The 25,751-nt window shown below is 64.5% G+C and carries 27 protein-coding genes; 19 read left to right on the plus strand and 8 right to left on the minus strand.

Features of this window, described 5'->3' with window-relative positions:
• Positions 1-51: 51 nt before the first annotated feature.
• Entirely contained in the window at positions 52-333 is a 282-nt protein-coding gene (locus tag PAN31108_RS14975) for a YkvA family protein (RefSeq protein WP_246183971.1), read from the plus strand.
• Positions 334-436: 103 nt separating this feature from the next.
• On the opposite strand, the gene PAN31108_RS14980 is transcribed toward PAN31108_RS14975, so the two are convergent.
• The 3 genes from PAN31108_RS14980 to PAN31108_RS14990 form a co-directional block, all read right to left on the minus strand.
• Complete coding sequence (locus PAN31108_RS14980) at positions 437-1,411, minus strand: quinone oxidoreductase family protein (RefSeq protein ID WP_150669613.1); 975 nt, start codon at positions 1,409-1,411, stop codon at positions 437-439.
• 43 nt (positions 1,412-1,454) lie between these two features.
• Positions 1,455-1,868 carry a methylglyoxal synthase gene (locus PAN31108_RS14985; RefSeq protein ID WP_150669614.1) on the minus strand — a complete coding sequence of 138 codons (414 nt, stop codon included), beginning with the start codon at positions 1,866-1,868 and terminating at the stop codon, positions 1,455-1,457.
• Between the two features lie 66 nt (positions 1,869-1,934).
• Positions 1,935-2,714, minus strand: a complete 780-nt coding sequence (locus tag PAN31108_RS14990; RefSeq protein ID WP_150669615.1) for an SDR family oxidoreductase — start codon at positions 2,712-2,714, stop codon at positions 1,935-1,937.
• 227 nt (positions 2,715-2,941) lie between these two features.
• Between PAN31108_RS14990 and upp the strand changes: the two genes are divergently transcribed.
• The gene (gene upp, locus PAN31108_RS14995; RefSeq protein WP_150669616.1) at positions 2,942-3,592 is read left to right on the plus strand and encodes a uracil phosphoribosyltransferase; all 651 of its coding nucleotides are present in this window, start codon (positions 2,942-2,944) and stop codon (positions 3,590-3,592) included.
• 84 nt (positions 3,593-3,676) lie between these two features.
• On the opposite strand, the gene PAN31108_RS15000 is transcribed toward upp, so the two are convergent.
• Entirely contained in the window at positions 3,677-4,594 is a 918-nt protein-coding gene (locus tag PAN31108_RS15000; protein ID WP_150669617.1) for a DMT family transporter, read from the minus strand.
• Positions 4,595-4,724: 130 nt separating this feature from the next.
• On the minus strand, positions 4,725-6,185 hold the full coding sequence (locus PAN31108_RS15005) for a helicase HerA-like domain-containing protein (protein WP_246183980.1): 1,461 nt from the start codon (positions 6,183-6,185) through the stop codon (positions 4,725-4,727).
• Positions 6,186-6,686: 501 nt separating this feature from the next.
• Here PAN31108_RS15005 and PAN31108_RS15010 point away from each other — a divergent pair.
• From PAN31108_RS15010 to PAN31108_RS15090, 17 genes are all read left to right on the plus strand, one after another.
• Positions 6,687-7,412: a YebC/PmpR family DNA-binding transcriptional regulator gene (locus tag PAN31108_RS15010; RefSeq protein ID WP_069341631.1), complete on the plus strand. Its 726-nt coding sequence runs from the start codon at positions 6,687-6,689 to the stop codon at positions 7,410-7,412.
• A 1-nt stretch (position 7,413) separates the two neighbouring features.
• Positions 7,414-8,691, plus strand: a complete 1,278-nt coding sequence (gene purD, locus PAN31108_RS15015; protein ID WP_150669619.1) for a phosphoribosylamine--glycine ligase — start codon at positions 7,414-7,416, stop codon at positions 8,689-8,691.
• Between the two features lie 383 nt (positions 8,692-9,074).
• Positions 9,075-9,995, plus strand: a complete 921-nt coding sequence (locus PAN31108_RS15020) for a mechanosensitive ion channel family protein (protein WP_246183972.1) — start codon at positions 9,075-9,077, stop codon at positions 9,993-9,995.
• A 206-nt stretch (positions 9,996-10,201) separates the two neighbouring features.
• Complete coding sequence (gene hemF, locus PAN31108_RS15025) at positions 10,202-11,137, plus strand: oxygen-dependent coproporphyrinogen oxidase (RefSeq protein WP_150669620.1); 936 nt, start codon at positions 10,202-10,204, stop codon at positions 11,135-11,137.
• 13 nt (positions 11,138-11,150) lie between these two features.
• Complete coding sequence (locus PAN31108_RS15030; protein ID WP_150669621.1) at positions 11,151-11,876, plus strand: nicotinate-nucleotide adenylyltransferase; 726 nt, start codon at positions 11,151-11,153, stop codon at positions 11,874-11,876.
• A gap of 63 nt (positions 11,877-11,939) precedes the next feature.
• Positions 11,940-12,386 (plus strand): ribosome silencing factor, encoded by a 447-nt coding sequence (rsfS, locus tag PAN31108_RS15035; protein WP_150669622.1) that lies wholly within the window; start codon positions 11,940-11,942, stop codon positions 12,384-12,386.
• 44 nt (positions 12,387-12,430) lie between these two features.
• Complete coding sequence (rlmH, locus tag PAN31108_RS15040) at positions 12,431-12,901, plus strand: 23S rRNA (pseudouridine(1915)-N(3))-methyltransferase RlmH (RefSeq protein ID WP_150669623.1); 471 nt, start codon at positions 12,431-12,433, stop codon at positions 12,899-12,901.
• 364 nt (positions 12,902-13,265) lie between these two features.
• Complete coding sequence (gene ugpB, locus PAN31108_RS15045; RefSeq protein WP_150669624.1) at positions 13,266-14,597, plus strand: sn-glycerol-3-phosphate ABC transporter substrate-binding protein UgpB; 1,332 nt, start codon at positions 13,266-13,268, stop codon at positions 14,595-14,597.
• 136 nt (positions 14,598-14,733) lie between these two features.
• Positions 14,734-15,630, plus strand: a complete 897-nt coding sequence (gene ugpA / locus PAN31108_RS15050; RefSeq protein ID WP_150669625.1) for a sn-glycerol-3-phosphate ABC transporter permease UgpA — start codon at positions 14,734-14,736, stop codon at positions 15,628-15,630.
• Complete coding sequence (gene ugpE / locus PAN31108_RS15055; protein ID WP_150669626.1) at positions 15,627-16,472, plus strand: sn-glycerol-3-phosphate ABC transporter permease UgpE; 846 nt, start codon at positions 15,627-15,629, stop codon at positions 16,470-16,472. The genes ugpA and ugpE overlap by 4 nt, the downstream gene beginning before the upstream one ends.
• Before the next feature lie 2 nt (positions 16,473-16,474).
• Positions 16,475-17,569, plus strand: coding sequence for a sn-glycerol-3-phosphate import ATP-binding protein UgpC (locus PAN31108_RS15060; RefSeq protein ID WP_150669627.1), 1,095 nt, complete (start codon positions 16,475-16,477; stop codon positions 17,567-17,569).
• Positions 17,566-18,351 carry a glycerophosphodiester phosphodiesterase gene (gene ugpQ, locus PAN31108_RS15065; protein ID WP_150669628.1) on the plus strand — a complete coding sequence of 262 codons (786 nt, stop codon included), beginning with the start codon at positions 17,566-17,568 and terminating at the stop codon, positions 18,349-18,351. Before PAN31108_RS15060 ends, ugpQ begins: the two co-directional genes overlap by 4 nt.
• A gap of 240 nt (positions 18,352-18,591) precedes the next feature.
• On the plus strand, positions 18,592-19,191 hold the full coding sequence (locus PAN31108_RS15070) for a Maf family protein (RefSeq protein WP_150669629.1): 600 nt from the start codon (positions 18,592-18,594) through the stop codon (positions 19,189-19,191).
• Positions 19,192-19,239: 48 nt separating this feature from the next.
• Positions 19,240-20,709, plus strand: a complete 1,470-nt coding sequence (gene rng, locus PAN31108_RS15075) for a ribonuclease G (RefSeq protein ID WP_150669630.1) — start codon at positions 19,240-19,242, stop codon at positions 20,707-20,709.
• Between the two features lie 328 nt (positions 20,710-21,037).
• Positions 21,038-21,232, plus strand: coding sequence for a hypothetical protein (locus tag PAN31108_RS15080; protein WP_150669631.1), 195 nt, complete (start codon positions 21,038-21,040; stop codon positions 21,230-21,232).
• Positions 21,233-21,297: 65 nt separating this feature from the next.
• Complete coding sequence (locus PAN31108_RS15085) at positions 21,298-21,495, plus strand: hypothetical protein (protein WP_150669632.1); 198 nt, start codon at positions 21,298-21,300, stop codon at positions 21,493-21,495.
• A 285-nt stretch (positions 21,496-21,780) separates the two neighbouring features.
• Positions 21,781-23,091, plus strand: a complete 1,311-nt coding sequence (locus PAN31108_RS15090; RefSeq protein WP_246183973.1) for a cation diffusion facilitator family transporter — start codon at positions 21,781-21,783, stop codon at positions 23,089-23,091.
• A 54-nt stretch (positions 23,092-23,145) separates the two neighbouring features.
• Here PAN31108_RS15090 and rfbC read toward each other — a convergent pair whose 3' ends face one another.
• Genes rfbC through rfbB form a run of 3 tightly spaced genes read right to left on the minus strand, consistent with a single transcriptional unit; the run spans position 23,146 to position 25,735 of the window.
• Positions 23,146-23,694, minus strand: coding sequence for a dTDP-4-dehydrorhamnose 3,5-epimerase (rfbC, locus tag PAN31108_RS15095; protein WP_150669633.1), 549 nt, complete (start codon positions 23,692-23,694; stop codon positions 23,146-23,148).
• A gap of 53 nt (positions 23,695-23,747) precedes the next feature.
• A complete protein-coding gene (gene rfbA / locus PAN31108_RS15100) occupies positions 23,748-24,635 on the minus strand; it encodes a glucose-1-phosphate thymidylyltransferase RfbA (protein WP_150669634.1) in 888 nt (295 codons plus the stop codon).
• A complete protein-coding gene (gene rfbB / locus PAN31108_RS15105; protein WP_150669635.1) occupies positions 24,632-25,735 on the minus strand; it encodes a dTDP-glucose 4,6-dehydratase in 1,104 nt (367 codons plus the stop codon). Before rfbB ends, rfbA begins: the two co-directional genes overlap by 4 nt.
• Between the last annotated feature and the right edge of the window lie 16 nt (positions 25,736-25,751).

Below are 25,751 nucleotides of genomic sequence, written 5' to 3' on the forward strand. Positions count from 1 at the left end.
AGAACTTGCTTGCTGCTCCCCGGCAAGCACATCGGTACCAGGAGTTTGCAAGTGAAGCGTTTCCTCCGTCTGTGGCAAATCGCCCGTCATGATTTCCGAGTGCTCTGGCACGCGGCTCGCGATCCGCGACGTCCGCGCTGGCTGCTGCCCGCCGTGGTGCTCCTCGCCGCCTATCTGATCAGCCCTATCGATCTGATTCCCGACTTCGTACCGGTGTTCGGCCTGCTCGACGACGTGGTCGTCATCGGTATGGTCATCCACTGGCTCATCAAGCGTTTGCCGGTCGAGGTGCGTGAAGACGCACGCGCGCACGTCTTCACGCAGCGCGCCTGAACCCCGCCTGCCCCCCCCTAAAGCCCTGAACCCCGCACGGCGATCGCCGGACACGAAAAAGGGACGCCGAGGCGTCCCTTTGTTTTTTTACCGAACGAAACACTCAGGGCATGAGCAACGTGGATCCGGTCGTCTTGCGCGACTCCAGATCGCGGTGCGCCTGCGCGACGTCCGCGAGCGCGTAACGCTGATTGACTTCGATCTTCACCGTGCCGCTGCCGACCACCTCGAACAACTCGTTGGCCGTAGCCTCCAGATCGGCGCGCTTGGCGGTGTAGTTGAAAAGCGTCGGACGGGTGAAGAACAACGAACCGCGCGACACGAGATCGCTCGTGTTGATCTGCGTGACGGGACCGGATGCGTTACCGAAGTTCACCATCGTGCCCAGCGCACGCAAACAGTCGAGCGAGCCGATAAACGTGTCTTTGCCGATGGAATCGTAGACGACCGGCACACCTTCTCCGCCGGTAATGTCCTTCACGCGCTCGACGAAATTCTCGCGCGTATAGACGATCGGGTGATCGCAGCCGTGCTGCCGCACGAGCGCCGCCTTCTCGTCCGAGCCGACCGTGCCGATCACCGTCGCACCGAGCGCCTTCGCCCACTGGCACACGATCAGCCCCACGCCGCCGGCGGCAGCGTGGATGAGGATCGTATCGCCGGCCTTCACCGGATACGTGCGACGCAGCAGATACTGCGCCGTCATGCCTTGCAGCATCATCGCGGCGGCCTGATCGTCGCTGATGTTGTCCGGCAAGCGCACCAGCGGCGCGGCCGGCATGACACGCGCCTGCGAATAGGCGCCGCACGGACGGCTCGCGTAGGCCACGCGGTCGCCCGGCTTCACGTGCGTCACGCCTTCGCCCACGGCTTCGACCACGCCGGCGGCCTCCATGCCCAGACCGGCCGGCAGCGGCTGCGGATACAGCCCCGTGCGGAAATACACGTCGATATAGTTCAGCCCCACGGCGTTGTGTCGCACACGCGCCTCGCCCGGCCCCGGCTCGCCGACTTCGACGTCGACCCACTGCATCACTTCCGGACCGCCGTTCTGTTCGATACGAATCGCTTTGGTCATCCTCGCTCCTTCTCCTCGATGGGAAATCGATTGATCTTCCGGATCAGGTCGACAGTTGCGCCGCCAGCCGCACGATCAGTTGTTCCAGCAACAGGCGTGCGGTGGCGCTGTTGGTCGCACACGGCACGTTGTGCACGTCGCACGCCCGCACCAGCGCGTTGATGTCGGGCTCATGCGGTTGCGGTGTCATCGGGTCGCGCAGGAACAGCACCATATCGACGCGCCCCTCTGCGAGTTGCGCACCGATCTGCAAATCGCCGCCGTGCGGGCCCGAGAGCATGCGCTCCACGTCGAGCCCGAGTTCTGCGGCGATGCGCCCGCCCGTCGTGCCCGTGGCCACGAGCTGACATCGACGCAGCACGTCGACGTAGTCACGTGCGAGCGCGAGGATCTCGTCCTTCTTCTTGTCGTGCGCGATGAGCGCGATGCGGACCTTCGGTCCTGTCGAAACCGTCATTGATGCGATCCCTGAACTGGAGATGAATGATGCGTGATGCATGCGTGAGGTCGGCGCCGGAACGCGTCAGAACGTGCCCGGGTATGCACCGCCGTCGATCAGCACGTTTTGCCCGGTGATGTAGCCGGCCTGCGCGCTGCACAGGAAGGCGCAGGTCGCGCCGAACTCGTCGGGCTGGCCGAAGCGGCGCGCCGGGATCGCCGCCGCGCGCCTGGCGCGCGTGTCCTCCACACTCTGGCCGCTCTTGGCCGCCGAAGCCGTCATCGTCGCCGTCAGACGATCGGTGTCGAACGCGCCCGGGAGCAAGTTGTTGACGGTGACGTTATGCGCAACGGTCGTGCGGGCAATGCCTGCGACGAAGCCCGTCAGGCCCGAACGGGCGCCGTTGGACAGCCCGAGAATATCGATCGGCGCCTTCACGGCGGAGGACGTAATGTTGACGATCCGCCCGAAGCCCCTGGCAATCATGCCGTCGAGCGTCGCCTTGATCAGTTCGATGGGCGTGAGCATGTTGGCGTCGAGCGCGCGGATCCAGTCGTCGCGCTGCCAGTCGCGGAAGTCGCCCGGGGGCGGCCCGCCCGCGTTCGTCACGAGAATGTCGGGTTGCGGGCATGCGGCAAGCGCCTGTGCGCGCCCCTCCGGGGTAGTGATATCGCACGCCACGGCGATTACCGTCACGCCCGTGGCGGCGCGAATGTCGTCGGCGGTGGCATTGAGCGCGTCGGCCGTGCGGGCGACGATCACCACGTTGACGCCCGCGTCGGCCAGCGCCTGCGCGCAGGCGCGCCCCAACCCCTTGCTCGCGCCGCACACCAACGCTGTGCGGCCCTTGATTCCCAGATCCATGTTCAGCCTTCGACAAGACAAGTGATGCATTGGCGGGGACTGCGAGGCGGGTCGAAGTGACGCCCCCCACAGCCGTCTTGCAGGGATTCTAAGGGAATCGTACGCACGCTGCTGAGGGTCCCTGACATCGAAACCCGGCCAGGCCTCTCGCGCTTCGGCTAAAATCGCGGCCATGCGGGCTATATCGCGACATACCGGTCCGGTGGCCCAGCCTCGAATTGCCTGCCATGAAACAAGACACCCGATTCCCGAATCTCTTCATCTGCGATCACCCGCTGATCCAGCACAAGCTCTCGCACATGCGCGACAAGGAAACGTCGACGCGCACGTTCCGCGGCCTGCTGCGTGAGATCACGCTGCTCATGGGTTACGAGATCACCCGCGACCTGCCGCTCACGACCGAGCGCATCGACACGCCGATGGTGGCCATGGACGCCCCCGTCATCGCCGGCAAGAAACTCGCCGTCGTGCCGGTGCTGCGTGCCGGTGTGGGCATGAGCGACGGTCTGCTCGATCTGGTGCCGTCGGCCCGCGTCGGTCATATCGGCGTGTATCGCGACGAACAACATCGCCCGGTCGAATATCTCGTGCGCCTGCCGGACGTGGCCGACCGTCGCTTCATTCTGTGCGATCCGATGGTCGCGACCGGTTACTCGGCCGTTCACGCGGTGGATGTGCTGGTCAAGCGCGGCGTGGCGCCGGAGAACATCGCGTTCCTCGCGCTCGTGGCCGCACCGGAAGGCGTGAAGGTGCTGCACGACGCCCACCCGGGCGTGAAGCTGTATGTCGCGTCGCTCGACGAGCGTCTGGACGATCACGCGTACATCATTCCGGGCCTGGGCGACGCAGGCGACCGTCTGTTCGGCACGAAGAACTGAGGTCGGCGAGCGCAGGATGCGAAAAGCCCCGGAAGTCCCGGGGCTTTTGCTTTCCGGGGGCACGGCGCATTCGCCGGCGCCTGCCTAGGCCCGCTTGCGACGCGTCGCCATCGCCACGCCGATGGCGGCCAGCACCATGCCGCCCCAGGCCAGCGGCGGCATGTGCTCGCCGACCATCAGCCACGCCGCGAGTGCCGCAGCGGGCGGCACCAGGAAGAACAGCGTCGACACGCGCGAGGCCTCGCCGCGCCGGATCATCGCCAGCAGCAACGAGATCGCAACGATGGAATTGCCGATCACGAGGTAGACGAGCGTGAGTGCGAGTTGCCACGTCCAGTCGACACGCATCGGTTCGAGCCACCATGCGAGCGGTAACGTCGCGGCAAAGCCGACGGCGTACTGCACCAGATTCGAGGTAATCGGATGCTGCCCCAGACCGAAGCGCTTCTCGTACAGCGTGCCGCAGGTGATCGCGCCGAGCGCCACGAATGTCAGCAGTAACCCGAGCGCCGACGTCACCTCCACCGACGAGCGCGCCACGATGACCAGCGCCGCCCCCGCCAGCCCCAGACCCAGCCCGATCCAGTTCATGCCGCTCACGCGCTCACCGACCAGACGCGGCACGGCCAGCGCCACGAGAATCGGTTGCAGCGATGTGATCAGCGCCACACTGCCGGCCGACACCCCGAGACGCAGCGCCAGATACGTCATGCTGAAATACAGCGCCTGGATCAGCAGACCGATGACGACGAGATGCCCCCATGCGGCCGCGGTCTTCGGCAGCGGCGGGCGCATTGCCAGCGCCAGCGGGGCGAGCAACACCAGCACGAGGGCGTAGCGCAACGCGAGGAAGGTCAGCGGATCGGCGTACACCAGCCCGATCTTCGCGACGGTGAAACCCACCGACCACAGGAACAGAAAGATGAGCGGCGCGGCTCGCAACCAGAGCGGATCGTGAGCCACGCCGGTGCGTACCGGGTCCAGCGATGATTTCAGAGACATCGGCGAGAAGGAGGTCCTTTTCCTTTTTAATTGTCCGACGGGCGAGGCCCGGCAATGCATGCGACGCGCTTCAGCATACTGCGGTACGCCTCGGTACGCTTGGAAGCCCCTTCCCGAATTACCGACTCAGTCAGCGGCGCTTGCTGCCGCCGAAAATGCTGCCCAGCACGCCGCGCACGATCTCGCGCCCGAGTTGGCTGCCGACAGTGCGCATCGTGCTCTTGACCATCGCCTCGACCGGCGAGTCCTTGCTGCGCGATCCGCCCGAACCGCCGAGCAGTCCGCCCAGCGAATCGAGCAGACCGCCGCCGCCCCCGGCAGGCGCCCCGCCGGCACCGCCACCCGGCGCGACAGTGCCGTCCGGTTGGCGCGCCTGCGTGCGCCCGACCAGTTGCTCGTAAGCCGACTCGCGATCGACCGCTTTCTCGTACACGCCCGCCACGAGCGACGCCGCCATCAACGCTGCACGCTCCGGCGGCGTGATCGGCCCGATGCGCGAGGCCGGCGGCGAAATATACGCGCGCTCCGTGATTGCCGGACGCCCCTTCTCGTCGAGCAGCGACACCAACGCCTCGCCCACGCCCAGCTCGCCGATCACGGTCTCGATGTCGAGCGCCGGATTCGCGCGCATCGTCTGCGCCGCGACCTTCACCGCCTTCTGGTCGCGCGGCGAATACGCCCGCAAGGCGTGCTGCACGCGATTGCCCAACTGGCCGAGCACCGTGTCCGGGACGTCGACCGGGTTCTGTGTCACGAAGTACACGCCCACGCCCTTCGAACGAATCAGCCGCACCATCTGTTCGATGCGTTCGAGTAGCGGCTTGGGCGCTTCATTGAAGAGCAGATGCGCCTCGTCGAAGAAGAAGACGAGCTTGGGTTTGTCCGGGTCGCCCACTTCCGGTAAGCGCTCGAACAACTCCGCGAGCAGCCACAGCAGGAACGTGGCGTAGATGCGCGGGGCGGCCAGCAGCTTGTCGGCGGCGAGAATATTGACCACGCCACGCCCTTGCGCGTCCGTCTGCATGAAGTCTTCGATGTTGAGCATCGGTTCACCGAAGAACTTGTCTGCGCCTTGCTGCTCCAGCGTGAGCAGGCCACGCTGGATCGCGCCGACCGAGGCGGCCGAGATGTTGCCGTACTGGGTCGTGAAACTCGACGCGTTGTCGCCCACATGCTGGAGCATGGCGCGCAGATCCTTGCTGTCGAGCAGCAGCAGGCCGTTGTCGTCGGCGATCTTGAAAACGAGGTTGAGCACGCCGGTCTGCGTCTCGTTCAAACCCAGCAGGCGCGCGAGCAACAGCGGGCCGAGATCGGAGACGGTGGCGCGCACCGGGTGGCCCTGCTCGCCGAAGACGTCCCAAAGCGTGGCGGGGCTGCCGTGCCAGTCGGGCGTATCGAACCCCAGATTGGCGATACGTTCCTTGAGTTTGGGCGTCTCGACGCCGGGCTGGGTGATGCCCGTCAGATCGCCTTTGACGTCTGCCAGAAAAACAGGCACGCCGATATCCGAGAAGGCTTGGGCGATGACTTGCAGGGTGACGGTCTTGCCGGTACCGGTGGCGCCGGTGATGAGTCCGTGGCGGTTGCCCATCGCGGGCAGCAGTCCGAGAACATGCTCGGCGTTGCGCGCGATCACGAGGCGCTCACCGGGATCGTGAGCCGAACTCGCCGTGGCATGCGACGTATCGGGCGATGTTGTCACTGTCGGCGCCTCGGGCGGCACGGCAGCGGCGGCGGCAGGCGCTTGCGACGACACAGGCTTCTTGGGCATGAGAGACCTCTGCGGTAGACGCGGCGCGGCTCGTGACACGGCGCAGCAAACACCCGTGGCACGGTGCGGCGGCATGATAAAATTGCCTCCGATTATAGCGGCACCCGTTGCCGCTCGGACTGCACGGCCCCGAAATACCCCCGCGCGAATTCGCGTGATCGCCCCGAACCGCCTACCGCGACGGGGCGACGGGGCGGCTGGACAATCGGCGCCCGCGACCCCAGTGGTGGCGGGCGCTCCCGTTTCAACGGTTGGCCGCGCCGCACCGCGCGCGCCGGCAGAGCATACTTCGCCGCAACGTGCGGCACGACGGAGAAATTCATGGCGGGTCATTCCAAATGGGCCAACATCAAGCACAAGAAGGCTGCGGCAGATGCCAAGCGCGGTAAAGTCTGGACACGTCTGATCAAGGAAATCACGGTAGCGGCCCGTCTGGGCGGCGGTGACGCCGACAGCAACCCGCGTCTGCGTCTGGCCGTCGAGAAGGCCGCAGACGCCAACATGCCCAAGGACAACGTCAAGCGCGCGATCGATCGCGGCGTAGGCGGTCTGGACGGCGCCAACTACGAAGAAATCCGCTACGAAGGCTACGGCATCAACGGCGCGGCCGTGATCGTCGACACCATGACGGACAATCGTGTGCGCACGGTGGCCGAAGTGCGTCACGCCTTCTCCAAGTTCGGCGGCAACATGGGCACCGACGGCTCGGTGTCGTTCCTCTTCACGCATTGCGGTCAGTTCCTGTTCTCGCCGGAGACCCCGGAAGACAAGCTGATGGAAGTGGCGCTCGACGCCGGAGCCGACGACGTGATCACCAACGAAGACGGCAGCTTCGAAGTCGTGTGCCCGCCCAACGATTTCCAGGCCGTGAAGGACAAGCTGGAAGCCGCCGGCCTGAAGGCCGAAGTCGCGGAAGTCACGATGAAACCGCAAACCGAAGTGGTCTTCACCGGCGACGACGCCGTGAAGATGCAAAAGCTGCTCGACGCGCTCGAAAACCTCGACGACGTGCAGGACGTATTCACCAACGCCGTCATCGAGGAATAAGATGAAAATTCTGGTTGTCGGCTCGGGCGGCCGCGAACACGCGCTCGCTTGGAAGCTTGCCCAATCGCCGCGTATCCAACTGGTCTATGTTGCCCCGGGCAACGGTGGCACGGCGCTCGACGAGCGCCTGCGCAACGTGCCGATCAGCGATCCGAACGTGCTCGCCGAATTCGCCGTGCGCGAAGGCATCGCACTGACCGTCGTCGGTCCGGAAACGCCGCTCGCCGCCGGTATCGTCAACATCTTCCGCGCCCGTGGCCTGAAGATTTTCGGCCCGACCAAGGAAGCCGCGCAGCTCGAATCGTCGAAGGACTTCGCCAAGGCCTTCATGAAGCGCCACGGCATTCCGACCGCCGATTACGAAACGTTCTCCGACGCCGCCGCCGCGCACGCCTATATCGACGCCAAGGGCGCACCGATCGTCATCAAGGCCGACGGTCTGGCGGCCGGCAAGGGCGTGGTCGTGGCGATGTCGCTCGACGAGGCGCACAACGCCGTCGACATGATGCTTGCTGACAACAAGCTCGGCGACGCCGGCGCACGCGTGGTGATCGAGGAATTCCTGCAAGGCGAGGAAGCCAGCTTCATTGTGATGGTCGACGGCAAGAACGTGCTGCCGCTGGCGACCTCGCAGGATCACAAGCGTTTGCTGGACAACGATCAGGGCCCGAACACGGGCGGCATGGGCGCCTACTCGCCTGCGCCGATCGTCACGCCGCAGATTCACGCCCGCGTGATGCGCGAGATCATCATGCCGACCGTGCGCGGCATGGAAACCGACGGTATCCGCTTTACCGGCTTCCTGTACGCCGGTCTGATGATCGACGCCGACGGCAACGTCAAGACGCTCGAATTCAACTGCCGCATGGGCGACCCGGAAACGCAGCCGATCATGGCGCGTCTGAAGGGCGACTTCTCGGTGGTGGTCGAGCACGCCATTGCCGGCACGCTCGACAAGGTGGAACTGGACTGGGATCGCCGCTATGCGCTGGGCGTGGTGCTCGCCGCTCACGGCTATCCCGACGCCCCGCGCAAGGGCGACCGCATCTCGGAAGTGCCTGCGGAGACCGACGAGTGCGTGACGTTCCATGCAGGCACGCAGCTCGAAGACAACGTGCTCAAAGTCACCGGCGGGCGTGTGCTGTGTGTGGTCGGCCTGTCCGACACGGTACGCGGCGCGCAAAGCGTGGCGTACCAGACCGTCAATCAGATCAATTTCGACGGCATGCAGTATCGGCACGACATCGGCAACCGCGCGCTGGCGCGCAAGCCGGAGTAACGGCAGTTAACACGCCTGATTTAACGCGCCTAACGTTTCCGACGGTTTCTGACGTCTCTGACGGCTCTGAAGTTTCTGACGCCATCTAACGCCATCGCGCCGGCAGCACCGGGCGTCAGGTGGCGATAGCCGCACGACCATAGTCGCACGACCCACGGCCCGGGAGACCTCACGTCTGCCGGGCCGTTGTCGTCAGGCGGCCCGGCCACCTGCACGCCTGGGCCACGTCACATCCTTGGTGCACTGCGATTGACAAGCGCGGGGCAAGTTGGCACGCTGGCGTCGCGTGACACTGGAAGTTCACCCGTAGTCGACGCATCCGGCCAGCCCCGGCGGAACCCATGCAGTTTTCCCGACAGACCCCTCGCTCGACGGAGACTCACATGTTCGACCTCGACAAGCTGGTCAACGATTATCTGGTGCCGTTCGGCCTGAAGATCGTGATGGCCATCGTCATCTGGATCGTCGGCGGCATCGTCATCAATCTGGTGGCGCGGCTCGTTCGCAGCGCGATGACTCGCCGCAACATCGATCCCACGCTCGTTCGCTATACCGAATCGTCGCTGCGCATCGCTTTGCGCATCGCGCTCATCCTCTCCATCCTCAGCGTCTGCGGCATCGAGACGACGTCGTTCGCCGCCCTGCTCGCCGCCGCCGGCATCGCCATCGGCGCCGCGTGGTCCGGACTGCTGTCCAACTTCGCATCCGGCATCTTCCTAATCGTGCTGCGGCCCTTCAAGTCCGGGGACATGATCAGCGCCGGGGGCGTGACGGGCGTTGTCGACGAGATCGGCCTGTTCGTCACCACGCTCACGACAGCGGACAACCTGCGTGTGTACGTCGGCAACACCAAGGTGTTCGGCGACAACATCACCGTGTACGACGCCAATGCCTACCGGCGCGTGGATCTCACCGCCCAGCTCGCCCACACGGTCGACCTGCAGGACGCGGTTGTGCGCCTGAAGGCGCGCGTCGCACAGATTCCCAACGTGGTGGAAAAGCCCGGCGTCGACGTCGAGATTCTCGAATTCAACCCGTCCGGGCCGGTGCTGGCGGTGCGTCCGTATTGCCACAACCGCGATTACTGGCAGGTGTACTTCGATACCAACCGGGCAATTGCCGAAGTCGGCGGCACGGCGCACTGGCCGGTGCCTGCGACGCGTCAGATCCTGATGCCGCCGCCGGGTGCCAGCGCGCCGGGTGTACCCGCCAGCGCCGCCACCTCCACCGCCACGCCGCCGATCGCAGCGGGCGGGGGCGGCGCGACGCCGACCGGCGCCCTGCCGAATTCACCGGCCCCCTGAGCGCAGGTCCCGATTCCGTCGCCGGGCCATCGGCGACGCCTCATTGACCCAGATCATCCGGGCGCCGCCGGCCAGTGGGCCGGCCGCCCGCGTCCTGCTTCGTCCCGGTACAATCGCGGATAAATGGCGTACGTCGGCAACCCCGTCGACGCCCCCATCGACGGGCACATGCCCCGTCATATCGACCACGCAAGGGACGTCTCAGAATGACAGCGCAAGACACCGCACAGGCGCCGGATACGGCGGCGGTACGCACTTATCTGCTCGGGCTTCAGGACAACATCGTCGCGACGATGGAACGACTCGACGGCAAACGCTTCTTCGTCGACGACTGGCAACGCCCCGCCGACAGCCCGCTGCGTGGTGACGGCCGCACGCGCGTGCTCGACGACGGCGACTTCTTCGAGCGCGGCGGCGTGAACTTCTCCCACGTGATCGGCGACAAGTTGCCCCCCTCGGCCAGCGCCTCGCGCCCCGAACTGGCCGGTCGCGGTTTCGAAGCGCTCGGCGTCTCGCTGGTGCTGCATCCGCGCAACCCGTACTGCCCGACGGTGCACTTCAACGTGCGTATCCTGATCGCCACCACCCCGGGCGAGTTGCCCGCCTTCTGGTTCGGCGGCGGCATGGATCTCACGCCTTACTATCCGTTCGAAGACGACTGCAGGCACTTCCATCAGACCTGCAAAGACGCCCTCGATCCGTTCGACGCCACGTGGTATCCGCGCTTCAAGACGTGGTGCGACGACTACTTCTACCTGAAGCATCGCCAGGAGCCGCGCGGCATCGGCGGGATTTTCTTCGACGATTTCTCCGGTGGCGGCTTCGAGACGGGTTTTGCCGTCATGCAAAGCGTGGGCGATGCGTTTCTCGACGCGTATGTGCCTATCGTGGAGCGCCGCCGCGGCATGCCGTACGGCGAGCGCGAACGCGATTTTCAGGCGCATCGCCGCGGCCGCTACGTGGAATTCAATCTGGTGTGGGACCGGGGCACCCACTTCGGCCTGCAATCGGGCGGCCGCACCGAATCGATCCTGATGTCGATGCCGCCCATCGTGAAGTGGCATTACGACTGGAAGCCCGCGCCGGACACCCCGGAAGCGAAGCTCTACACCGACTTCCTCGTGCGCCGCGAGTGGGTTTGAGGGTGCGCTGCGCATGACCGCCAACGCTGGGTCGACCTTCACGACATTGACGACATCCCACGCCATCCGGCGTATCGGCGTGCTGGGCGGCACGTTCGATCCGATTCACACCGGACATCTCGCGCTCGGCGCGCTGTTCGCCCGCACGCTGGCGCTCGACGAACTGATTCTGATGCCGGCCGGCCAGCAGCCGCAAAAGCAAGGCAGCACGGCCGCCGAACACCGGCTGGCCATGACGCGCCTGGCGGCGCAGGGGCTCGCAGCGGAACTCGCCGTCTCTCATCCGTCGACGCAGGTGATCGTGAGCACGCGCGAAATCGAGCGGGCCGGACCGAGCTACACCGTCGACACGCTGCGCGACATGCGTCTCGATGTGGGCCCGCAGGCGTCGCTCTCGCTGCTCATCGGCTCCGACCAGTTGGTGCGGCTCGACACCTGGCACGCCTGGCGCGAACTGTTCGATTACGCCCACATTTGCGCCGCCGCGCGGCCCGGTTTCAGCCGCGATACGGCGTCTGCGCCACTGCGCGAGTGGATCGCACAGCGGGAAAAGTCCTCGCTCGGGGTACAATCCACGCCATGCGGCGGCATCCTGATCGACGACTCACTGGCCGTCGACATATCCGCCACCGAGTTGCGCGCCACGCTGGCGCACGCGCAAGACGCGGTCACGCCCCCGGCAAACCTGCCCGACCCCGTGTGGCGGTACATCCGCGCGCAACACCTGTATCGCGCCTGACGGCCCCTGCATTCCCTTGCCAGGCCGCCGTGCCGCACCCCTGTTTCACCCAAAAAACGCACTATGGATATTCGTAAACTTCAACGCCTGATCGTCGACGCCCTTGAAGACGTCAAGGCTCAGGACATCAAGGTGTTCAACACCGAGCACCTCACCGCCCTGTTCGAACGCGTGATCATCGCGAGCGGCACCTCCAACCGTCAGACGAAGGCGCTGGCCGCCAGCGTGCGCGACAAGGTCAAGGCCGCCGGCGGCGATATCGTCAGCATCGAAGGCGAAGACGTCGGCGAATGGGTGCTGGTCGACACGGGCGACGCCATCGTGCACATCATGCAGCCGGCCCTGCGCCAGTATTACAACCTGGAAGAAATCTGGGGCGAGAAGCCCGTTCGCCTCAAAGCTGCCGGCACCAAGGCAGGCGCCAAGGCCAGCGCGGAAGACGACAGCGAGGACGAAGACGCCGTCGAGGCTTCCGCCCCGGCGGCGCCCCGGCGCAAGAGCAGCAAGTAAGACGCCGCGCGCTTTCGCCGTCACTTCGCCGACACTTCGCCGTCATGCGTCTGTTCATTCTCGCAGTCGGGCACAAGATGCCCGGCTGGATCGAGACCGCCTTCGCCGAGTACGCCAAGCGCATGCCGCCCGAGCTGCGCATCGAACTCAAGGAAATCAAGCCGGAGCAACGCTCCAACTCCCGCACGGCCGAGACGGTCATGGCCGCCGAAGCGCAGCGCCTCGACGCGGCGCTGCCGCGCGGCTGCCGCCTCGTGTGTCTGGATGAACGCGGGCAGGATCTCACGACGATGCGTCTGGCGCAGTCGCTCACCGTCTGGCAGCAGGACGGGCGCGACGTCGCCTTCGTGATCGGCGGCGCAGACGGGCTCGACCCGGGCCTCAAGGCGCGCGCCGACACCCTCATCCGCCTGTCCAGCCTCACCTTGCCGCACGGCATGGTGCGCGTGCTGCTGGCCGAACAGCTCTACCGCGCGTGGAGCATCAACGCCAATCATCCGTACCATCGGGTCTGACGGCGGGGTCAGGAAAGGCCTGCGACAGGGCACGCCCCTTTCGGTAGCGCCTCCCGCTCGTACGTAGCAAGCGTGCCCACTCTGTATGACAAAAGAATAAGTCAGCCATAAGTCATCAGGCGTTGGTGCGGCGCAATGCAACGTTGTATCGGGCCGAACATGGGGCCTGCGGCCTTGCTGGCCGGCCCTGCGCCGGTTCTGTCAATCCCCGCGTTGCACCGCTTGCAACACCGTTTGTGCACTGCGAGTGGAAAAATCACAACGACGTGTTAGTCTACGCGGCGCTACACAGTTCGCACCGCGAACAAGCAGGGGCCACTCACTCAACAGGCCCTGGACTTCTCGTGAACCCCCGGAGATTGGTATGAAGCAACCTTCCCTGCGCACGTTCGCCCTGGCTGGCGTTGGCGCTGCACTGGCGCTCGGCATGAGCACGTCGGCCCTGGCCGCCACGGAGATCCAGTTCTGGCATTCGATGGAATCGGCCCTCGGCGATCGCGTCAACCAGATCGCGGCGGACTTCAACGCCTCGCAAAGCGATTACAAGATCGTCCCGATCTACAAGGGCAACTACGAGCAGGGTCTGGCTGCGGGTATCGCCGCCTTCCGCGCCGGTAACGCCCCGGCCATTCTCCAGGTGTACGAAGTGGGCACCGCCACGATGATCGGCGCCAAGAAGGCCGTGAAGCCGGTGTGGGAAGTCATGAAGGACGCCGGCGAGCCGTTCGACGAAAAGGCCTTCGTGCCCGCGATCGCCGGCTACTACGCCGACGGCAAGACCAATCACCTCATCTCGATGCCGTTCAACAGCTCGACGCCGGTGCTCTACTACAACAAGGACGCCTTCAAGAAGGCGGGCCTCGACCCGAACACGCCGCCGAAGACCTGGGCCGACGTGAAGGCCGACGCCGAGAAGCTGAAGGCTTCGGGCATGTCGTGCGGCTTCACCATGGGCTGGCAGGGCTGGACGCAGCTCGAGAACTACAGCGCATGGCACGCCCTGCCGTACGCGACGAAGGATAACGGCTTCGGCGGCCTCGACGCCAAGCTGAGCTTCAACGGCCCGCAGCAGGTCAAGCACATCCAGTTCCTCGCCGATATGGCCAAGGAAGGCTCGTTCACGTACGTGGGCCGCAAGGATGAAGTGACCTCGAAGTTCTACAGCGGCGATTGCGGTATCGCCATGACGACGTCGGGCGCGCTGGCCAACATCGGCAAGTACGCCAAGTTCAGCTACGGCGTGGGCATGATGCCGTACGACGCCGACGTGAAGGGCGCACCGCAAAACGCCATCATCGGTGGCGCCAGCCTGTGGGTTCTCGCCGGCAAGTCGGCAGCCGAGTACAAGGGCGTGGCCAAGTTCCTGAACTATCTCGCCTCGCCGGCCGTGGCCGCCAAGTGGCACCAGGACACCGGTTATCTGCCGGTGACCAAGGCCGCTTACGAACTGACCGAAAAGCAAGGCTTCTACGCGAAGAACCCGGGCGCCGATACGGCGATCAAGCAGATGCTCAACAAGGATCCGCTGCCGTACACGCGGGGTCTGCGCCTGGGCAACATGCCGCAAATCCGTACCGTGGTCGACGAGGAACTCGAAGGCGTGTGGAGCGGCAAGCAAACGCCTAAAGCCGCACTCGACAAGGCGGTACAACGTGGCGACGATCTCCTCGCCCGCTTCGCAAAGCAAGGCAGCTAAGCCGCCTCGAACGCGCGATCACGCAGGCAATGCAGGGGCTTTTCCTGCGTTTGCAGCATGAATCGTGACGTTACAATGACACCACCCCGGCTCGCCTGAAACGCGGGCCGGGTTGGTTTTTTTTGGTCACTACGTTATGGCGCACAACTCCAGAGAACGCCCGCGCTTCGGCACCGGCTGGCTGCCCTACGCTCTTGTAGCCCCGCAGCTCTTCATCACCGTCGTGTTCTTCCTTTGGCCTGCGGGCGAGGCCCTGTGGCAATCGACGTCGACGCAAGACGCCTTCGGGCTGTCGAGCGAATTCGTCGGACTCGACAACTTCACCGCGCTATGGGGCGACTCGCTCTATCTCGCATCGTTTCGCACGACGATGATCTTCAGCGGGCTGGTCACGGTCTGCGGACTGATCATCTCGCTGCTGCTCGCCGCGATGGCCGACCGCGTCACACGCGGCAAGCGCGCCTATCAGACGCTGCTGATCTGGCCGTATGCGGTCGCACCGGCCATCGCCGCCGTGCTGTGGGCCTTCCTCTTCAATCCGAGTATCGGGCTGGTCACTTACGGCCTGGCCAAGTTCGGCATCGAATGGAACCACGCGCTCAACGGGGGACAGGCCATGTTCCTCGTCGTGCTCGCGTCGATCTGGAAGCAGATCAGCTACAACTTCCTGTTCTTCTACGCCGGCTTGCAGGCGATTCCGCGCTCGCTCGTGGAAGCCGCCGCCATCGACGGCGCAGGTCCGGTCCGGCGCTTCTTCGGGCTGGTGTTGCCGCTGATTTCGCCGACGACGTTCTTCCTGCTCGTGGTCAACCTGGTCTACTCGTTCTTCGACACCTTCCCGGTGATCGATGCGGCGACCGGCGGCGGCCCGGGCCAGTCGACCATGACGCTGATCTACAAGATCTACTCGGAAGGCTTCAAGGGGCTCGACCTCGGCAGCTCGGCTGCCCAGTCGGTGGTGCTGATGGTGATCGTCATCGTGCTCACGGTCGTGCAGTTCCGCTTCATCGAACGCAAGGTGCAATACGCATGATCGAGAACCGTCGCGGCCTGGATATCTTCTGCCACGTCATGCTGATTATCGGCGTGCTGCTGGTGGTCTTTCCGCTCTATGTGGCGTTCGTCGCCGCCACCATGAACGAGAGCGAAGTCTTCAACGTTCCCCTGTCGCTCATTCCGAGCACCCATCTGTTCGAAAACCTCGCCACGGTGTGGGGTTCGGGCACGGGCAACGCGGCCATGCCGTTCGGCCTGATGCTCGGCAACAGCCTGTTCATGGCGCTGGTCGTCACGATCGGCAAGATTTCGGTCTCGATCTTGTCGGCCTTCGCCATCGTGTACTTCCGTTTCCCGCTGCGCAATCTGTTCTTCTGGCTCATCTTCGTGACGTTGATGCTGCCGGTCGAAGTGCGCATCTTCCCGACGGTACAGGTGATTTCGAGCCTCGGGCTCATCAACAGCTACGCCGGCCTGACGGTGCCGCTGATCGCCTCGGCGACCGCCACGTTCCTGTTCCGGCAGTTCTTCATGACGCTGCCCGACGAACTCGTCGAAGCCGCGCGCATCGACGGCGCGGGACCGATGCGGTTCTTCGTCGACGTGGTGCTGCCGCTGTCGAAGACGAACATTGCGGCCCTGTTCGTCATCACTTTCATCTATGGCTGGAATCAGTACCTGTGGCCGATTCTGGTGACCAACGCCCCGGAAATGACCACGGCGGTCGTGGGTATCAAGAGCATGATCGGCAGTGGCGACACCGCCACGCAATGGCAACTCGTCATGAGCGCCACGCTGCTCGCCATGCTGCCGCCGCTCGCGGTGGTGCTGCTGATGCAACGTTGGTTCGTGCGCGGTCTGGTCGATTCGGATAAGTAATCATGGCAAATCTCAAACTCCATAGCGTCAAGAAAACCTACGACCAGAACAACTATGTGCTGCACGGTGTCGATATCGACATCGAAGACGGTGAGTTCGTGGTTATCGTCGGCCCCTCGGGCTGCGGCAAGTCGACACTGCTGCGCATGGTCGCCGGCCTCGAATCGGTCAGCGAAGGCAGCATCCTCATCGGCTCGCAGGTCGTCAACCAACTGGAACCGAAGGATCGCAACATCGCGATGGTGTTCCAGAACTACGCCCTGTATCCGCACATGGACGTGCGTCAGAACATGTCGTACGGCCTGAAGATCCGAGGCATCGACAAGAAAACCATCGACGAGCGTGTGCTCGCGGCGGCCCGCATTCTGGAGCTTGAACCGCTGCTCGCGCGCAAGCCGCGCGAACTCTCGGGCGGTCAGCGTCAGCGGGTGGCCATGGGCCGCGCCATCGTGCGCGAGCCGGCCGTATTCCTGTTCGACGAACCGCTCTCGAACCTCGACGCCAAGCTGCGCGTGCAAATGCGCCTGGAGATTCAGCGTCTGCACAAGCGCCTGAAGACGACGAGCCTGTACGTCACGCACGATCAGGTCGAAGCCATGACGCTCGCCGATCGTGTGATCGTCATGAACAAGGGCTACGCCGAACAGATCGGTACGCCCACAGACGTGTACGAGCGCCCCGCGTCGCTGTTCGTGGCGAGTTTCATGGGCTCGCCGGCGATGAACCTGCTCAAGGGCCGTGTCGACTCGGAAGGCCGTACGTTCGAGATCGAAGGCGGTCCGGCGCTGCGTCTGCCGCCCACGAGCATGGCGTACGCCAACCGCGAACTGGTGCTCGGCGTGCGTCCGGAGCATCTGGTGCCCGCCGAGCAGCAGAACGGCCTCGGTGCGTTCACCGCGCAAACCAGCATCAACGTCGACCAACTCGAACTGCTGGGCGCCGATAACCTGCTGCACGGCCGCTGGGGCGAGCAGCACGTGACGGTGCGTCTGCCGCACGAGATGCGTCCGGCAGCCGGCACGATCGTGCCGCTCGCGATCTCGGCCAAGGCGCTGCATCTGTTCGATCCGGCGACCGGCAAGCGAGTCGAAGCATGAGCGATACGTCGGCATCTTCCCATTTGTGGCGCGACTGGCCGTATCCGCGCATCGTCTCGCATCGTGGCGGCGGCAAGCTTGCGCCGGAAAATACGCTGGCGGCGTTCGAGATGGGCGCGTCGCTCGGCCTGCGCATGGTCGAGTTCGACGCGAAGCTCTCGGCGGATAACGTCGTTTTCCTGCTGCACGACGACACCGTCGATCGCACCAGCGACGGCCATGGCGCAGCTGCGCAGATGACCTATGCGCAAATCGAGACGCTCGATGCCGGCAGTTGGTTCGGCGCCGACGGCCGTTTTGCAGGTCAGGTCATGCCGACGCTGGCGCAGGTGGCCGAGCGTTGCCATGCGCTGGGCTTGGCGGCGAACGTCGAGATCAAGCCGTGCCCGGGCCGCGAGGCCGAGACGGGCAAGCGTGTGGCCGAGGCGGTCAAAACGCTGTGGAACGGTCAGACGCCGCCGCCGCTGCTCTCGTCGTTCTCTTACGAGGCACTCGAAGCGGCGGCGACGGCCGTGCCGGAATTGCCGCGCGGCATGCTGTACGAGGCCGTGCCGGCCCACTGGCGCGAAGACGCCCGCAAGCTCGGCACCGTCACCCTGCACGCGAGCCACAAGCATCTCGACGGCCCTCAGGTCGCCGAGATCAAGACGGCGGGCCTGCATATGCTCGTCTATACGGTCAACGAGCCGGCCCGCGCCCGCGAGCTTGCGGCGTGGGGCGTGGACGCCATCTGCACCGACCGCATCGACCTCATCGGCGCGGACTTCCTCGCGGACCTCTGAGCCGCGCGGGGCGGCGCCGACCGGTCGCCAAATCGATCGCGCCGGCGCCGCCGATAGCGCGCATCCCGCCCTGAAGCCGCCGTAAGCGGCACTATGCTCCCCGCCGCATGCTGGCGGGGGGGCGCGCAAGGCGGCATAATAGGGCGTTCCCCTCGCCCAGCCCATTCAGCGGCCCGGTGCGCGCGCTGCAAATCCCTGCAAAGCCGTGTGCCGGGCTGGACGAATTCAAGTCAAGCCGCCATGCCGTACATCTATCTCGCTTCGCAAAGCCCCCGCCGTCAGGAACTGTTGCAGCAACTCGGCGTTCGTTTCGAGCTGCTGTTGCCTCATGCGGAAGAGGACGCCGAAGCACTCGAAGCCGTACTGCCTGGGGAGCCGCCCGACGATTATGTGCAACGTGTCACGCGCGCGAAGGCCGAAGCGGCCATGGCGCGCCTGGCGCGTGCCGGCCTGCCCGGCGCACCGATCCTCGCGGCGGACACGACCGTCTGCCTCGACGGCACCATTCTCGGCAAGCCGTTCGACGACGCCGACGCGCGCGCCGTCCTCGCCCGGTTGTCCGGCACCCGCCACCGCGTCCTGACGGCCGTGGCAGTCTGTGCGGACGGTCAGATTCATCAGGCAGTGAATATCTCGCACGTCTGGTTCCGGCCGCTGCGCCGTGAGGAGATCGAGCGTTACGTCGCGTCGGGCGAGCCGAAAGGCAAAGCCGGTGCTTACGGCATTCAGGGCAAGGCCGCCGAATTTGTCATGCGCATCGACGGCAGTTATTCCGGCATCATGGGGCTGCCGCTGTGCGAGACCGCCGCGCTGTTGCGTCAGGCGGGCGTCGACTTCTGACGCATCCCGAATTTGCGAAGCCTTTCGAGTCCGGTCGACACTCACTTTATGAACGAAGACATTCTGGTCAACATCACGCCACAGGAAACCCGTGTGGCGCTCATGCAGCTCGGTGCGGTGCAGGAATTGCACATCGAGCGCACGCTATCGCTCGGTCTGGTGGGCAACATCTATCTGGGCAAGGTGGTGCGCGTGCTTCCGGGCATGCAGTCGGCCTTTATCGATATCGGGCTCGAGCGCGCCGCGTTCCTGCACGTGGCCGATATCTGGCATCCGCGCACCAGTCACGACACGTCCGTAGCGCATCCGCAGCCGCCCATCGAGAAGACGGTTTTCGAGGGGCAGACGCTGATGGTGCAGGTCATCAAGGACCCCATCGGCACCAAGGGCGCGCGTCTGTCCACACAGATCAGCATTGCCGGGCGCACGCTCGTCTACCTGCCGCAGGAGCCGCATATCGGTATCTCGCAGCGTATTGAAAGCGAAGCCGAGCGAGAAGCGCTGCGCAGCAAGATTCAGGCGCTCGTGCCTGCCGACGAAAAAGGCGGCTTCATCGTGCGTACGATCGCGGAAGACGCCGCCGACGCCGAACTGGCCAACGACATCGCCTATCTGCGCAAGTCGTGGGAGACCATTGGCGAGCAGAGCACCCGCGTGCCCGCCCCGGCGCTGCTGTATCAGGATCTGAACCTCGCGCAGCGTGTGTTGCGCGACTTCGTGCATGAGGAGACGGGCAAGATTCTCGTGGACTCGCGCGAGACTTATCAGAAGCTGGCGGAATTCGCGACGACGTACACGCCGGCGGTGCTCGGCAAGCTCACGCATTACACGGGCGAGCGTCCGCTGTTCGACCTGTACAACGTCGAGACGGAAATCGAGCGAGCGCTGTCGCGCCGCGTCGACCTGAAGTCGGGCGGGTATCTGATGATCGATCAGACCGAAGCGATGACGACCATCGACGTGAACACCGGCGGCTACGTGGGTGCACGCAACTTCGACGACACGATCTTCAAGACGAACCTGGAAGCGGCGTTGATGATTGCGCGTCAGTTGCGCCTGCGCAATCTGGGCGGAATCATCATCATCGACTTCATCGACATGGAGAGCGCGGAGCATCGCGACGCCGTGCTGGCCGAGTTGAAGAAGGCGCTCGCCCGCGACCGCACGCGCATTACCGTGAACGGCTTCTCGCAGTTGGGACTGGTGGAGATGACCCGCAAGCGGACGCGCGAATCGCTGGCCCATGTGCTGTGTGAGCCATGCGCCGTATGTCAGGGCAAGGGACAGGTCAAGACGCCGCGCACGCTGTGTTACGACATCCTGCGCGAGATTCTGCGCGAATCGCGTCAGTTCAATCCGCGTGAGTTCCGGCTGATTGCGTCGCAGGAGGTCGTCGATCTCTTCCTCGAAGAAGAGTCGCAACATCTCGCGATGCTGATCGACTTCATCGGCAAGCCGATTTCGCTCCAGGTGGAATCGTCGTTCCACCAGGAACAGTACGACATCATTCTGATGTAACTCATCCGTCCTCCAGGCCTGCCGCGTTCGCCGGCAGCCATCGAATCGCACTGCGGGGTGAGTGCTCACACAAAAATACATTGTGTTAGCTACTCAACCCGCGTATAAGTGATGTATTCGCCATTTCTCGCAGATTCCGTCTGAAGGTCGTACCGGGTTCCGGTGTCGCCCCGGTGTCGTCTCCCCTTCCTGCATCACCTGCACCACCGACGTTGCAGCGCCTGCGCGCTGTCTCGCGACGCCGCTCACTGTCGGTGGCCATGCGGCCCAAGGCCGTCACACCGTTCGACCAACGTTTTCGCTGCGAAGACGAAGGGAGGTCATCCGAATGTTCGCGTCCCCCCACTGGTTTCTGTATGCCGGCTACGAACCGCCGGACAGAACCAAATTCTTCTCGGTCGTATCGCTCGCCTACGCACTTGGCCTGCGTCATCGAAGCCTCGCCACGAAGCGTTTGCAGCACGGACGCATCGGCATCTGGCACCGCCGGCGTGTCGTAAAAACGCACGATCTGCCCAATTGACGGCGCGATTCTCGAACGTGTCATCAAAGGCGGTTAAAACACTAAAACACTTACAGGAGCATGCGATGCTCACCCTTTCCGCCAAAGCCATTACTGCTGCGCTCCAATCGATTGCCGAGAAGAATCCGCAACAGCCCTCGGAAGCCGTCATCAACGCGCTGCTGGCTCGCGAACTGATTCATCAGGTCGGCAAGCACTTCGAGCCGACGCAGTTCGGCCGCGCCTACTGCCGGCACGCGAACGCCCTCCGCCCGTCGTGGTGACGTTGAACGCGTCTCACCTCCGATCGGCGTAACCCACGCCTCGCCAAACGGGTGCGAGCGCCCCAGGCGCCGCGCCGCGTTGTCCACGGAACGTCAGCGGAGCCCCCCCCTTTTGCTGAGGGAGATTGGGGGTACGGGGTACGGGAATCGACGACGCGGGCGCCGCCGGCAGCCTCTGCCGCGTCGGCAAATCTCGGAGATTGCCCCGAGACAATCGGAGATCCGCTAAATTAGAATGCGTGATCATCCCGATGCGGAGCCGCTTCCGACGCGCGCCCGGACTTCATGCCCTACTCGAACTACGACAATCTGGCGGCATCGAGCGAGGCGCTCGACAAACATGGCGTCGCGCGCCATTCGACCTGGGTAAGCATCTGGGTCAATGTCGTGCTGACCACGGCACAAATCGTGATTGGCGTCTTCGCGCGTTCGCAGGCGCTGATTGCCGATGGCATCCATTCGCTCTCGGATATCGTCTCGGACTTCGTGGTACTCGCCGCCGCACGCGGCAGCGCCCGCGCGCCCGACGCCGACCATCCCTACGGACACAGCCGCTACGAAAACGCCGCGTCGTTGTTTCTCGGTGTGATTCTGCTGGTGGTCGGCGCAGGGATGTTGTGGCGCGGCATCGAACGTCTGCTGCATCCCGAGGAAATTCCCGAAGTGCATACGATCGCGCTGGTCGTGGCCGTCGTGGTGCTCGTGAGCAAGGAAGGGCTTTTCCGATACATGCTGCGCGCCGCGCAGCGCGTGCGTTCCGCGATGCTCGTGGCCAACGCATGGCACGCCCGCTCGGACGCCCTGTCGTCGCTCGTCGTCGCGTGCGGCATTCTGGGCAACCTCGCGGGCTATCGCATTCTCGATCCGCTCGCCGCGGCGCTCGTGGGCCTCATGATCGGCCGCACCGGCTGGAAGTTCGGCTGGAACGCCCTGCAGGATCTGATCGATCGGGGCGTGGACGACGTCACCACCGTCACCATCCGCCAACGCCTGCTCGACACCCCCGGCGTGCGCGCCATCGACATGCTGCGCACGCGGCGCATGGGTGACGAGATCGTCGTCGACGTGCACATCCTCGTCGATGCCCGGCTGTCCGTCTCCGAAGGGCACTACATTGCCGAGCAGGCGCGGGCGGCCGTCATGAGCGAGCCGCAGATTCTGGATGTGCTGGTGCATGTCGACCCTGAGAGCGATACCAAGGGAACGGCCCTGCAACAGTGGCCGGCACGTGCGGTCGTCGTCGGGGCCGCCGAACTGCTCTGCCGGGCGAACGCGCTTGCGTTGCACGACGTCAAACTGCATTACCTCAACAACGGCCTGGAAGCCGATGTGATCGTCGAGGGCCTCAGCGAGCCGGGGCGCGCCGAAGCGACGCGTTATGCAGGTCTTGTCGACGGCAGTATGGAAGCCGCGTCACAGACGGTCGCAGATGCCCTCGCCGCACGCTTCGCACCGCTGGGCTTACGCTACGTTCGGGTGCTTCGTGTGACGGGAGAAACCACGGTGACATCTCGCGGCACCGAGGATATCGACGCCCCCACAGACGCCGAAAGCGAGGGCACAAAAACATCGGCCGCCGCGTCCTCCGTCGATTGACGAAAGGATCGCGGCGGCCAACCTGACGCTTGCGCACTGAGCGAAGTGCCGACGTCAGTCTTCGTGGCGATAGTCGGCGAACCGCATACCCAGCTTGTCCTTGTCGGAGACGATCGGCGTGATGCCGTCGAGCGGCCAGGGAATCGCCAGCGTCGGGTCGTCCCAGCGAATGCAGCGCTCGAACTGCGGCGCCCAATAGTCCGTGGTCTTGTACAGCACTTCCGCCGTGTCGGACGTCACCACGAATCCATGCGCGAAGCCTGCCGGAATCCAAAGTTGCTTCTTGTTTTCGGCGCTCAGCACTTCCGCGACCCACTGACCGAACGTCGGCGAGCCTTCGCGGATATCGACGGCGACATCGTAAATCTCACCGTGCAACACACGCACGAGCTTGCCCTGCGGCTGTTTGACCTGATAGTGCAGGCCACGCAGCACGCCGCGCATGGAACGCGACTGGTTGTCCTGCACGAACGTGAACGCCTCACCGAGCGCATCGTTGAAGTTGCGCTGATTGAAGCTCTCGAAGAAGTGGCCGCGCGAGTCGCCGAACACCTTGGGCTCGATGACGCACACGGCAGGGATGGCGGTAGGAATCACTTGCATAGGGGATAACCGGTAAGAATCAATGACGAGTCCGCGCTGCAACGGTGTGCGACTCAGAACACCCGTTCACGCAGCATCGAGAGAAGATACTGGCCGTAGCCCGTCTTCGCCAGCGGTTGCGCCAGCGTCTCGATCGCCGCCGCATCGATCCATCCGCGCCGATACGCGATCTCCTCGGGACACGCGACCTTCAAGCCCTGACGCGACTCGATCGTCTGAATGAACGTGCTCGCTTCGAGCATCGATTCGTGGGTGCCCGTGTCGAGCCATGCATAACCGCGCCCCATGATCTGGACATTCAGCTTGCCGCGCTTCAGGTACTCGTTGTTGACGTCGGTGATTTCGAGCTCACCGCGTGCCGACGGTTTGATCGAACGTGCGATATCGACAACGTCGTTATCGCAGAAGTACAAGCCCGTCACGGCGTAGCGCGACTTCGGCTCCTTCGGCTTTTCGATGAGTTCGATGGCGCGCCCGGCATCGTCGAACGTCACGACACCGTAGCGCTCCGGATCGTGGACCGGGTAAGCGAACACGGTGGCGCCGTCGGTCTGCTGATTCGCCGCGTTCAGCAACGCCGCAAAATCGTGGCCATAGAACAGGTTGTCGCCGAGCACGAGCGCGCACGGGTCGCGACCGATGAATTCCGCACCGATCAGGAACGCCTGCGCCAGCCCATCGGGCGACGGTTGCACGGCGTATTGGATGCTGAGTCCCCACTGGCTGCCATCGCCGAGCAACTGCTCGAAACGCGGCGTGTCCTGTGGTGTCGAGATCACCAGCACGTCGCGAATGCCCGCGAGCATCAGCGTGGTGAGCGGGTAGTAGATCATCGGCTTGTCGTAGACGGGAAGCAATTGCTTCGACACGGCCAATGTCGCCGGATAAAGACGGGTGCCGGAGCCGCCCGCGAGAATGATGCCTTTGCGTCTGGTCGTCATGCCTTGCCTCCTGCCGTTCCTGCCGCTCCCGCTGAGCCGTCGTCATGCCGATAGTGCGTGTCGATCCAGCGTTGATACTCGCCGGATTGCACCTGTCGCACCCATTCGCCATTGGCGAGATACCACTGCACTGTTTTGCGCAGGCCCGTCTCGAAGGTTTCGGCCGGACGCCAGCCCAGCTCGCGCTCGAGCTTGCGGGCGTCGATGGCGTAGCGCCGGTCGTGTCCGGGACGGTCCGTCACGAACGTGATCTGGCCGGCATACGATTGGCCGTCAGCCCGGGGCGACAACGTATCGAGCAATTGGCACAGCGAGTTCACCACGGACAGATTGTTCTGCTCGTTCCAGCCACCGACGTTGTAGACCTCGCCCGGCACGCCCCTGGCCAGCACTTCGCGGATGGCCGCGCAATGGTCGCCGACATACAACCAGTCGCGCACATTGCTGCCATCGCCATAAATCGGCAGCGGTTTGCCGGCCAGTGCATTGGCGATGACCAGCGGAATCAATTTCTCGGGAAACTGATAGGGACCGTAGTTGTTCGAGCAATTGGTGGTGAGGACCGGCAAGCCGTACGTGTGGTGATACGCGCGCACGAGATGGTCGGAGCCGGCTTTCGACGCCGAATACGGGCTGTTCGGGGCGTAAGCCGTGGTCTCGGTGAATGCCGGATCGGTCGGACTCAGCGAGCCGTAGACTTCATCCGTCGAGACATGCAGGAACCGGAAGTCGCTGCGTGCGGCGCCTTCGAGCGTGCCCCAGTACGCGCGCGCGGCTTCGAGCATGGTGAACGTGCCGACGACGTTCGTCTGCACGAAATCGCCCGGGCCGTGAATCGAACGATCGACATGGCTCTCGGCCGCGAAGTGCAGGACCGCTCGCGGGCGATGCTCCGCGTACAGACGGTCGAGCGCGGCACGATCGCAAACGTCGACCTGTGCGAAGCGATGGCGCGGATCGCGCTCCAGGCTGGCCAGATTGGCGAGATTCCCCGCGTAGGTCAGCTTGTCGATGGTCAACACCGGCTCGTCGTGTTGTGCGAGCCAGTCCAGAACGAAATTTGCGCCGATGAATCCGGCGCCGCCAGTCACGAAGATCATGGGAGTACAGAAAGAA

Source organism: Pandoraea anhela (genome assembly GCF_902459655.1).
Lineage (GTDB): Bacteria > Pseudomonadota > Gammaproteobacteria > Burkholderiales > Burkholderiaceae > Pandoraea > Pandoraea anhela.

Coding starts and splice junctions, on each gene's coding strand:
- rlmH (WP_150669623.1), top strand. CDS start 12,431: ATGCGTCTGTTCATTCTCGCAGTCGGGCACAAGATGCCCGGCTGGATC.
- rfbC (WP_150669633.1), bottom strand. CDS start 23,694: ATGCAAGTGATTCCTACCGCCATCCCTGCCGTGTGCGTCATCGAGCCC.
- PAN31108_RS14990 (WP_150669615.1), bottom strand. CDS start 2,714: ATGGATCTGGGAATCAAGGGCCGCACAGCGTTGGTGTGCGGCGCGAGC.
- PAN31108_RS15020 (WP_246183972.1), top strand. CDS start 9,075: ATGTTCGACCTCGACAAGCTGGTCAACGATTATCTGGTGCCGTTCGGC.
- ugpA (WP_150669625.1), top strand. CDS start 14,734: ATGGCGCACAACTCCAGAGAACGCCCGCGCTTCGGCACCGGCTGGCTG.
- rsfS (WP_150669622.1), top strand. CDS start 11,940: ATGGATATTCGTAAACTTCAACGCCTGATCGTCGACGCCCTTGAAGAC.
- PAN31108_RS14980 (WP_150669613.1), bottom strand. CDS start 1,411: ATGACCAAAGCGATTCGTATCGAACAGAACGGCGGTCCGGAAGTGATG.
- PAN31108_RS15060 (WP_150669627.1), top strand. CDS start 16,475: ATGGCAAATCTCAAACTCCATAGCGTCAAGAAAACCTACGACCAGAAC.
- PAN31108_RS15070 (WP_150669629.1), top strand. CDS start 18,592: ATGCCGTACATCTATCTCGCTTCGCAAAGCCCCCGCCGTCAGGAACTG.
- ugpQ (WP_150669628.1), top strand. CDS start 17,566: ATGAGCGATACGTCGGCATCTTCCCATTTGTGGCGCGACTGGCCGTAT.
- PAN31108_RS15085 (WP_150669632.1), top strand. CDS start 21,298: ATGCTCACCCTTTCCGCCAAAGCCATTACTGCTGCGCTCCAATCGATT.
- PAN31108_RS15005 (WP_246183980.1), bottom strand. CDS start 6,185: ATGGGCAACCGCCACGGACTCATCACCGGCGCCACCGGTACCGGCAAG.
- PAN31108_RS15030 (WP_150669621.1), top strand. CDS start 11,151: ATGACCGCCAACGCTGGGTCGACCTTCACGACATTGACGACATCCCAC.
- PAN31108_RS14985 (WP_150669614.1), bottom strand. CDS start 1,868: ATGACGGTTTCGACAGGACCGAAGGTCCGCATCGCGCTCATCGCGCAC.
- PAN31108_RS15090 (WP_246183973.1), top strand. CDS start 21,781: ATGCCCTACTCGAACTACGACAATCTGGCGGCATCGAGCGAGGCGCTC.
- upp (WP_150669616.1), top strand. CDS start 2,942: ATGAAACAAGACACCCGATTCCCGAATCTCTTCATCTGCGATCACCCG.
- PAN31108_RS15010 (WP_069341631.1), top strand. CDS start 6,687: ATGGCGGGTCATTCCAAATGGGCCAACATCAAGCACAAGAAGGCTGCG.
- rfbB (WP_150669635.1), bottom strand. CDS start 25,735: ATGATCTTCGTGACTGGCGGCGCCGGATTCATCGGCGCAAATTTCGTT.
- rng (WP_150669630.1), top strand. CDS start 19,240: ATGAACGAAGACATTCTGGTCAACATCACGCCACAGGAAACCCGTGTG.
- hemF (WP_150669620.1), top strand. CDS start 10,202: ATGACAGCGCAAGACACCGCACAGGCGCCGGATACGGCGGCGGTACGC.
- PAN31108_RS15080 (WP_150669631.1), top strand. CDS start 21,038: ATGTTCGCGTCCCCCCACTGGTTTCTGTATGCCGGCTACGAACCGCCG.
- purD (WP_150669619.1), top strand. CDS start 7,414: ATGAAAATTCTGGTTGTCGGCTCGGGCGGCCGCGAACACGCGCTCGCT.
- ugpB (WP_150669624.1), top strand. CDS start 13,266: ATGAAGCAACCTTCCCTGCGCACGTTCGCCCTGGCTGGCGTTGGCGCT.
- PAN31108_RS15000 (WP_150669617.1), bottom strand. CDS start 4,594: ATGTCTCTGAAATCATCGCTGGACCCGGTACGCACCGGCGTGGCTCAC.
- rfbA (WP_150669634.1), bottom strand. CDS start 24,635: ATGACGACCAGACGCAAAGGCATCATTCTCGCGGGCGGCTCCGGCACC.
- ugpE (WP_150669626.1), top strand. CDS start 15,627: ATGATCGAGAACCGTCGCGGCCTGGATATCTTCTGCCACGTCATGCTG.